This window comes from Streptomyces sp. PA03-5A (assembly GCF_033792725.1).
Classification (GTDB): domain Bacteria; phylum Actinomycetota; class Actinomycetes; order Streptomycetales; family Streptomycetaceae; genus Actinacidiphila.
This window is the reverse complement of the sequence record NZ_JARAVL010000020.1, coordinates 94,797-103,150: the sequence shown is the minus strand read 5'-3', so window position 1 is coordinate 103,150 and position 8,354 is coordinate 94,797. Positions and strand designations below refer to the sequence as shown.

The following is an 8,354-nucleotide window of genomic DNA, read 5'->3' as shown; positions in this document are numbered from 1 at the left end:
GGAAATCGCCACCGAGGTCACCCAGGCGGTGTGGCCGGTAAGGGCGCGTTGGAATGCGCGGTCAGGCTGGTCGGGCAGGGGCCATTGAGCGGCGAGCAGCGGCCGCCGGGTGGAGTCGTTTTGGCGAGCGACGATTTGCCCATGCCAGAGCGGGTGATGCTGCAAGCGCACGTGTAGCACGTTGGCTAGAAGGCGATCTGGTTCAACAGGGTTGAGTAGGTGAGCAGTCTGTGCCAGCGATCGTGCCATCGCACGGGCGTGGGGGGTGTCGATTTGCGTGAGGTCGCTCCAGGGGGCGGTGGGCCCTCGTTGAACGAGTCGGGCTTCCACCCACCGGATGTCGCCGGCCACAGCCTCGGCTTGCGTGCTGCGACCAGCCGCCCGGAGGTGCTCGATGAGGTGGTCCAGCAGGTATCTGTCCGTCACTTCCCACCAGGCGTGGCCGTGGTCTGGAACCGTGGGGGTGAGCGGTGCGGCTGGATCCAGGGTCGCGGCCACGGCGTCGGTGAACCGGCCATGAAGCGTGGTGAGGGCGTCGGTGCCGAGGGCGGCACGCAGGTAGTCCCGAATGACGTCGTGGAGGCCGATCCGGCCGCCGTGGTCGGGGATGAGGGTAATCAGGGACAGGTCTCGCAGCTTTCGCCATAGAGACTGGGCTTGGGGCTCGGTGAGTCCGGTTGTGGCATGCCAGAGCAGGGCGACCAGAGAGACGGGGATGGCTTCGTCTTCGGCGAAGATGGCGAGCTCGGCGAAGCGGTCGGCTCCGCCAGGCGGCAGAAGCAACGTCGCGGCTTCAATGCTGGCTCTGACGGCCTTGTTGCGTTCCTCTTGATCGTCCAAGCGCCAGATGGCGCCTGGGTCATCGACAGCCGCAGGACCATGAGTGCGCAGTTGTCGCAGCACGGTGCGCGGTGCGTCGGCCGGGGTAGCCCCGGCAGCAATCTGTTCGGCTATGAGCCGGTTCGCCAGCCGCAGCAACAGCGCCCAGCGGCCGGTGGCCCTCAGCAAGCCGTCGACAAGATCCGCGGGGATGGGTGGAAGGCGCCAGGTCAGCAGCGCCTGCGCCTGATCGGCTGACATCTGGTCAACCGGAATCCGTACGGTGCCAGTGGGGAGGAGACTCGGGTTTCGGGTGGTGATCAAGCGGGTGCAACGACGGCCGCCGTACCGGAATGGGGCCAGCTGTTCTTCTTCCCAGATGTCGTCCAAGACGAGCAGCATGCGGGGGCGTTGGTCCAGAAGTCGGCCTAGGTGCTGCCCGGCGAGGACGGGGTCACTGAACTCTTCGGCGTCTCCGGTGATGAACCGGGTAACTTCGGCGACCTTGGCCGCGATGGCGGCTCGGCCTCGGATATCGCGGCCGATGGGGATGGAGTAGATCCGGCGGCGGAAGAAGAATCGCACCCACCAGTGGGCACACACTGCGGTGGCCAGGGTGGTCTTCCCGAAGCCGCCGGCTCCTGAGAAGCCGGTGGTGATCCCCACAGCCCTGAAGCGCCAGCTCACGGCGATGACTGCCTGCCGTGTCTCGGCCCGTGCCACGAACCACTCCGGCACGCTCTCGGGCCGTGGCGGTGGCGGGTCGTTATGGCCAGCCTGCGGACGCACTTGCGCCCAGGTCACCAGGATGATGGGGATAAGGGAGAGCCCCACCAGGATCCCGACCGAGGGCCACGCCTGCTGGCGCAGCTCGTCTAGTACACCTGGCCAGTGATTCTGGTTGGTTGCCGCGTTGGCTGCAAGCGCCAACAGGGCCGACAGCAGGAAGCCGAAGACGGAGAGCCCCACCATAGATACCGCGAACGCACGTCCCCGCATCTACTCCCCTAGTACACACGCCTGCCCTGTATGGCACCCGGAGAGTACCGGCATCCACCTGCCGAATCAGAATGATGGCCATCCACATGCAGGGGTTCGATCCGCCTCCGTAGTACCCCGGGTTGGCCTGCTGCAGGTCCTGCATAGCATGTGCCAGAGACGAGCGAACCAGACCACAGAACGGTCGCATTGGCGCATTCTCTGCCCGACCTTCTCCAAGGCACCGACTGGGCTGCTCTGGAGCACGCCCGTGGCCCGGGCAACGACGTACCCGCATTCCTGGCGGCCCTGCGCGTCCTCGACCCCGCTGTCCACCCACGTGTGATGGACGCCCTGGAGCAGCAGCCCCTGAGACACCAGAACAGCGTCTACCCGTCCACGCTGCCCGCAGCACTGTTCAAGGACCAGGGGGTCGGGCGACGTCTCACCGGAGATCGAGGCCGTGCGGGCGCTACGGCCTCTACTGTTCGCAGCGGTCGCCCCCTTCCTGGCTGCGCCGTGCCGGCCATACGTCACGCAGCCCGCGGCCATTCCGCTCGGAGAACACCCTGACCTCGTCCACCACCGTAGCGATCTGGCGACGCACGCCCGCGACCTTCTGGCGACCTGTGAACGCCCCACCGGCGGTACGCGATCGACGGGCTCAAGGCGTGGGGCGGGCCCTACGAGGACCTGATGCGGCCCACCGACGTGCGCCCACCCCGGCCGACCTGGACCTGGCCACCAGAGGCCGACGACGGTGGTGGGGCGAGCGGAGGATGCTGGCAGGACCCGCCCTTCTAGGCTGCTCAGGCCCCACGGACCTGTCGGAGCCACCGCCCCAGCGCCGACCGCCGGCCGCCTGCGCTCGCGTCAGGGTGCGGGAATGCCGACATCGGGCGAATCACTGCCTCCGACGGTGCACTGCTCCGTTCCACCGAAGGGCTGTCGCCGGTCGTGGGAGGGCCAACGGCCGCCGACCGTGATGAGGTACCAGTGCGTGCGCCCGTTGCTGGTGGTCGCGCGCCGTCCCGACGGTTGTGGTCCGCGGGCTGGCTTGTGCCCGCGGCGACGGGCGCCGGGCATCGCGGGGAGGTCTGCTGCCCGTCGTCACCGGTGGTCCAATAGGCGAGCTGCCAGTGCTCGTCGGCCCACAGCCGCAGCTGGGGCAGAGTTCCGCCGTAGAAGACAGTCCAGCTTCCGATGGCCAGCACGTCGGTGCCTTCCGTCAGGGGCTCCATCAGGCCGGGGTGCGCGGAGCGGACCGCTACGTGGAAGACCTCCCGTCCGGCCGGGACGTTGAGGGCGAGCGCGATGTAGGGGCGGCCCTGGCGGTCGTGGTTAACGCGCTGGACGGCCCCGGTGACAGCGATCGGATGCGTGAGGCTCTCACCGCGGCGGCAGCGCCGGTACAGGTCCCCGTAGGCATCGTGGCTCGGCCCGTAGCAGAACCGCGCCCACGGGATCGGGTGGCCGCCGTGCGGCTGGACCGTGAACCGGTCAGCGAGGCCGTCGCCGTGGGTCTGTAGGACCTGCGCGATTTTCGCGGCACTATTTACGGCCAGCGGCAGCAGGGGCCGCACCGTGGCGACCCGGTGCCGAACCGGACGGGGGTCCGGCATCTCGCCGTCGGGCGCGTCGGGCGGCACCTCGGCCAGGTCCTGAGGCAGGGCGAGCCTCAGGACGCCCTGAGAGTCGACCTCGGCCAGGCCGCGGGAGCCTCGCGCGATGTGGTTGGTGACACTGACCGGGTTGAGCGGGCAGTTCTCGTCGTGCTCGGCGCCAGGCGCCAGACGGAAAGCGGGCCGCACAGCGGTGCCGCTCCCGAGGGTGTAGCCACGTACCGCCACGTATGGGGCGCTGCACTGCCAGCAGATCAGGTCGCCGGTGATCTGGCGCGGCGGCCCGATGTGCCGCAACTCCACGTGGCGTCCGCTGTCCGCCTCCCGGGCACGGTGCATGGACTCTCCTCTCCACGGCATGTACCGCGCGGAAGGCGCACCGGCACGAGCGCCGTCGTCACCACGATCATCGCTACAACTGCCCTCGTCTGGCTAGGACTTGCTGGCGATGGGACCGGGATCGGATGTCCGCCAGTGATGAGGTCGTACCCCTATGGTGTCCTCGGAGCGCCCCTTCAGAGGGGCGCCCTGACCGCCTGAATTTCCGCAGCTAACATTTCTAAAATTCCTCGAAGTTAATTCACGCGAATTCCGTCGCATTGTGCACGGCGGCCCACCCGCCGGGACGGATACGCCGCCGCGGTAATCGGCTGGGCGGTGGGCTGGGCCGGCAGAGGCTGCACCGCTCCACGTGCGGGCGGCCCGCGCAGGCGGCGGCTTCCGCCGCGGTGAGAGTCTCCCCGCTGTCGATCCAACAGTCCGCCCTGTGCATCACGAAGCGAGACGGGTGATGGACCGCGGTGGGCAGAGCTTGTAGCCGCCACCCGGGATCGGGTCCGGAGACCCACGGGCGATCGCCGGTCTCCACCCAGTACAGCTGCTCGCTGGCGCGCCGGAGCTGCTCTGCCGTGTGGGCCTCGATGACTTGCAGCGTGCCGGGGTCGGCCGGGAGGTCGGGATGAACTGGTCCCGACGCATCCTGCTGTTCTCGGATCCGCGCGACCTGGCGGAGCAGGTATCCCTCGAGGATGCGGAGGTCGCCTGGGTCGCTGGGAAGGTCGTCGTGCACGTCACCCGCCGGGGTCAGGCACTGCGGCGGCGGTGGGCGAGCGGCGCCCAGGTGACGGTGCCTGGACCGAACCTGGCGTTCACAGCGTCGACGATGGGGTCCAGGCGGTGCCCGGCCTCCCGCTGCGGATCGAGACTCAGCTGGAGAGGGGCATCGTCGGTGTCGACCAGCTGCTCGGCGCGCACCGAGACACCATGCACCCGGGCGCGCTCCAAGGCCATGCGCTGGAAGAGGTCCTCGGCTACCGCACGCAGATCGTCGGTGTAGGCGCTTGGCGCGGGCATCGTCCTGGAGCGCGTCACGCTGCTGCCGCCGGCGAAGGACACGCCCAGGCTGATGACCCGGGCTGCCTGGCCCCGCTCGCGAAGCTGCTGCGCGATGTCCACGACAGCGTCCAGAATCTCCCGCCGTACCAGGTGAGGGTTCAGGGTGTCGACATCGAGGGCTCGCTGCTGGCTGATGCTCTGCGGCAGGACGCTGGGGTTTACGGGGCGCGGGTCGATTCCGCGTGCTCGCTCGTGGACCAGCCGGGCCTGGACCCGGCCCTCCAGGACGCGCTGCAGCGTCTCCTCGGGCAGGCGTGCCACCTGTCCGATCGTCCGCAGCCCGTAGCGGGTCAGCGTCGCGGCCTGCGCTGGGCCGACCCCGTACAACTTGTCCACCGGCAGCGGATCGAGGAACCGACGCACCGCACGGTGGTCGTCGGGGATGACACGGATGCCGCCCCGCCCAGGGTGCGCAGAGGCCATGGCCGCCACGGCCCAGGTGGCCGCCACGCCCACGGATACGGGCAGTCCCAGGGCGCCGAGGGCGCGCACCCTGATGCGCTGAGCGAGCTCGTAGGGCGTGCGACTCCAGTAATGGACGGCTCCGGCGACATCGGCCAGCGCAGCGCCCGGCGGCAGCGGCTGCACCACGGGGGTGACGTCACCAAGCAGCGCCAGCAGCTCGCGGTAGGCGCCGTCGGTCACGCCCAGCTCCATCGCCCGGACGTGCAAGACATGCGCGCCCAGCTCAGCACCCAGCGATCCGCTGTCCATGGTCACCACCTCCACATCAATCGTATAGCTGTTCGATTTAGCTTGCGAGGGCACACGCCCCAGATCCACCGTCCGGGTGACACCTCCCCGGCGAGGCGGGGAAGGAGCGCAGCACACCTGATCAGTGCATCTTCGGTGGAAGCGGACCTGCAGGCCGGTGGTCCCAGATAGCGTCCGGTGCGTGACGACTCTTACTCCGGCACCGGCGCGGCGGATGCCCGCGAACCCCTCACTGATCAGCCTCGCCTACACCCACGAGCATCCGATCATCCCGTACGAGTTCGAGGACACCCTGGAGGTGTGGACGGTCACGGCACGGATCGATCCCGACATCCTGGCCGAGGACCTCGCCTTCGGAGGCGAGATCCAGGATGAGGAACTGGACAGCGTGCAGGAGGTGGTCGTCGGGCGCATGCAGTTCGTTCGCGTACGCATGTACGGACCGGACCATCCCTGGGAGGCCATGGACTCCTACACCGGCGACACGGCCGGCATCGGGGAAGTGGTACTCGATGTCGCCTCCGGCCAGTGGGACCCGGATTTCGAGGCCGCGCTGGCCCACCCCATCGGTGACCTGCTGATCATGGACCGAGTGATTCTGGAACCGTCCTGGCGCGGCTTCGGCCTCGGACCGGTGCTGGCCGGCGCCGCGATCCGGCGCCTGTCCGCGGGCTGCGCGGCTGTGGTCTGCGAGCCGGGATCAGCCGAGGGCCAGCGGGAACAGAGTGACGCCGATCTGGCGCAGGCCCGCGTGAAGCTGGCCGCCGTGTGGGCCAAGATCGGATTCGAGCCGTTCCGGGAAGGTGTGCACGTCCTGGACTGCCACCTCCAGAAGCCCGAAGACCTCTTGCAGGCGCGTCTGAAGGAGTTCAGCGAGATGCGGAGCAGCTGGCGCGCCTCGGCTACGGGCTGAACGAGGGCTCAGCGGGGAGGCTGAATGAGGCGCAGCACCAGTCGCTTGTTGTCCTCATCGACCTCCACCATGCACAGCCCGCGGCCGTCCGCGAAGGAGATGATTCGGGCAGCCAGTGACTCCTGCGGAAGGGCGGGGAGTCGCGACGGGTCGGCGGCAGCCACCAGGAGAGCCGCATCCAGGGAGCGCCGGGCCCACGGCTGTAGCTGCTGCAGGTCGTCGGCGGCCTCGGCGCTGATGTCGATCTCGAAGGGCACGACGTCAGGCTACGGCCGCAGGGACGGCGCGAGGGCCCGAACTGCGGCATCGGACAGTACCGGCGGCCGCTCGGCATGGCCGGCCCGCTCGCTCGCGATGCGCCGGACCATGGCGATCATGGCGGGGTCGGCGAGAGCCCGCGCACGGGCGTCCCAGTCAGCCAAGACCTGGCTGATGCGGTGGAGCTCGGTGCTGTCGATTTCGTCGTTGAAGGCAGACCGGTACTCAGCGGGGAGAGCGGCGCGCACGCTGCGGATCGTGGGCTCGGCCTGAGGTGCAGGGCCAGTGTCCGCGGGTTGGGCGCTCATGCTGTCCTCCGACTGCCATCACCACTCGTGCTTCGGAGGGTATCCGGGAACAGTGGCGGTCTGCCAGCAGACCCGGGGGATCCGTGCTCACCGCAGTCCGACGGGGCCTACGCCAGATCCAGTACCGACCCACCATCATCACCGGCTGCCTCATCGGCACCGGCCTCGCCATGAGCCCCGGCGACATCACGCATTAATTCTCAGTAGGTGCTGGCGAGGCGTTCGCGGATGGCCTGGAGGGCGACCAGGGCGGTGTCCAGCGCGCCCAGATCGTTTCCCTCTCCGGCGAGTGGCAACCATTGGCCAGAGGGTGCAGCCTGGAATCACGGATGCTTTTACGCCTCAGGCGTTGCCCGTGACGCACCACCTGCGTTGACAAGCGCGCGGGACCACTTAAAGAAGCCGCGGCAATTCCAACCGTGCTCCTTCTGGATTCGCGAGGTTCTGAAATGCTTGGTCGTGCCCTGGCAATCGCAGCCCTGCTCGCCCCCATCCCGTTCGCTGGCGTAGCGCAGGCTGACACATTCCCAGATGTCGGCCCCGGCTGGAAAATCACCGTTGCGGGAACTCTACGGGCATTCAGCGGTGTCTATATTGGAACTAACTACCTGCACGACGCTAAGTTCTCACACACCTTCCGCGTGAGAGGGGGAAAGAATAGTACGCAAAACTACTATTTCCAGACATGTGCAGGAGGTGACACTGTGAGCCATGTCCAAATCACGGTTCGCAAGACCTCTGACCGCGGACCCGAGATACGGACTGTCTACAAGATTTACTCAGGTACTTGCAACCGCTTCGAGAGCGGCCTCACAGGCCAGGATGTACTTCCATATAGCAAGCTACCTAATTCCGGATCCCGCGATTTTCGCGCGACCGCTCACCCTACCCCCGATTACGGCGGTGCGTACTTCACGGCCACCAGCAAGTGGAGCCTGTGTTGTTTCCTCTGAGACGCGCCCAAAATCCGGGACAACCCAGCTCAGGACGCCCGGGAGTGCGGGCTCCCGTCCCGCGAGGCCGTTCGGTTGAGTCAGGCGACTATGGCCGACTTCCTGCACCTGACTGTTCCCCGCATGGATGGAACGGCTGCGCTCCGCCGGATGAGGGGCGGCCGGTCGGCAGTGGCCTCTGCCGCCCGGCCCCGGGGTGGCCCTCAACCGTGGCGGGATCGTACAGGATTGCGGCTTTTGCAGTTTTGATGCAGGTCTGAACGGGTGCGGCCCCCGCCGGGTGTCTGGCGGGGGCCGCTGTGGCGAATGGGCGAGGTCGTGGCCATTGGGGGGTGGATGAGACGCCGGGCTGCGGGTGCGCAATTTGCAAGGCTTGGTCCCCCGGGTGGGTGCG

6 protein-coding genes are annotated in these 8,354 nt (G+C 68.1%); 1 reads left to right on the top strand and 5 read right to left on the bottom strand.

The genetic code is table 11. The features are described from left to right. The 3 genes from PV410_RS24875 to PV410_RS24865 all read right to left on the bottom strand — a co-directional run. The coding region (locus PV410_RS24875; protein ID WP_500327804.1) for an NB-ARC domain-containing protein at positions 1-1,791 on the bottom strand (1,791 nt) is incomplete at its 3' end. 815 nt (positions 1,792-2,606) lie between these two features. Next, positions 2,607-3,758: a hypothetical protein gene (locus PV410_RS24870; protein ID WP_500327803.1), complete on the bottom strand. Its 1,152-nt coding sequence runs from the start codon at positions 3,756-3,758 to the stop codon at positions 2,607-2,609. Positions 3,759-4,502: 744 nt separating this feature from the next. Next, complete coding sequence (locus PV410_RS24865; protein WP_500327802.1) at positions 4,503-5,597, bottom strand: DNA polymerase Y family protein; 1,095 nt, start codon at positions 5,595-5,597, stop codon at positions 4,503-4,505. Between the two features lie 112 nt (positions 5,598-5,709). On the opposite strand from PV410_RS24865, the gene PV410_RS24860 reads away from it, so the two are divergent. Then, entirely contained in the window at positions 5,710-6,441 is a 732-nt protein-coding gene (locus PV410_RS24860) for a hypothetical protein (RefSeq protein ID WP_500327801.1), read from the top strand. 8 nt (positions 6,442-6,449) lie between these two features. Here PV410_RS24860 and PV410_RS24855 read toward each other — a convergent pair whose 3' ends face one another. Both PV410_RS24855 and PV410_RS24850 read right to left on the bottom strand, forming a co-directional pair. After that, positions 6,450-6,698, bottom strand: coding sequence for a hypothetical protein (locus PV410_RS24855; RefSeq protein WP_500327800.1), 249 nt, complete (start codon positions 6,696-6,698; stop codon positions 6,450-6,452). A gap of 9 nt (positions 6,699-6,707) precedes the next feature. Next, a complete protein-coding gene (locus PV410_RS24850) occupies positions 6,708-6,947 on the bottom strand; it encodes a hypothetical protein (protein WP_500327798.1) in 240 nt (79 codons plus the stop codon). Positions 6,948-8,354: the final 1,407 nt, after the last annotated feature.

Coding starts and splice junctions, on each gene's coding strand:
- PV410_RS24870 (WP_500327803.1), bottom strand. CDS start 3,758: ATGCACCGTGCCCGGGAGGCGGACAGCGGACGCCACGTGGAGTTGCGG.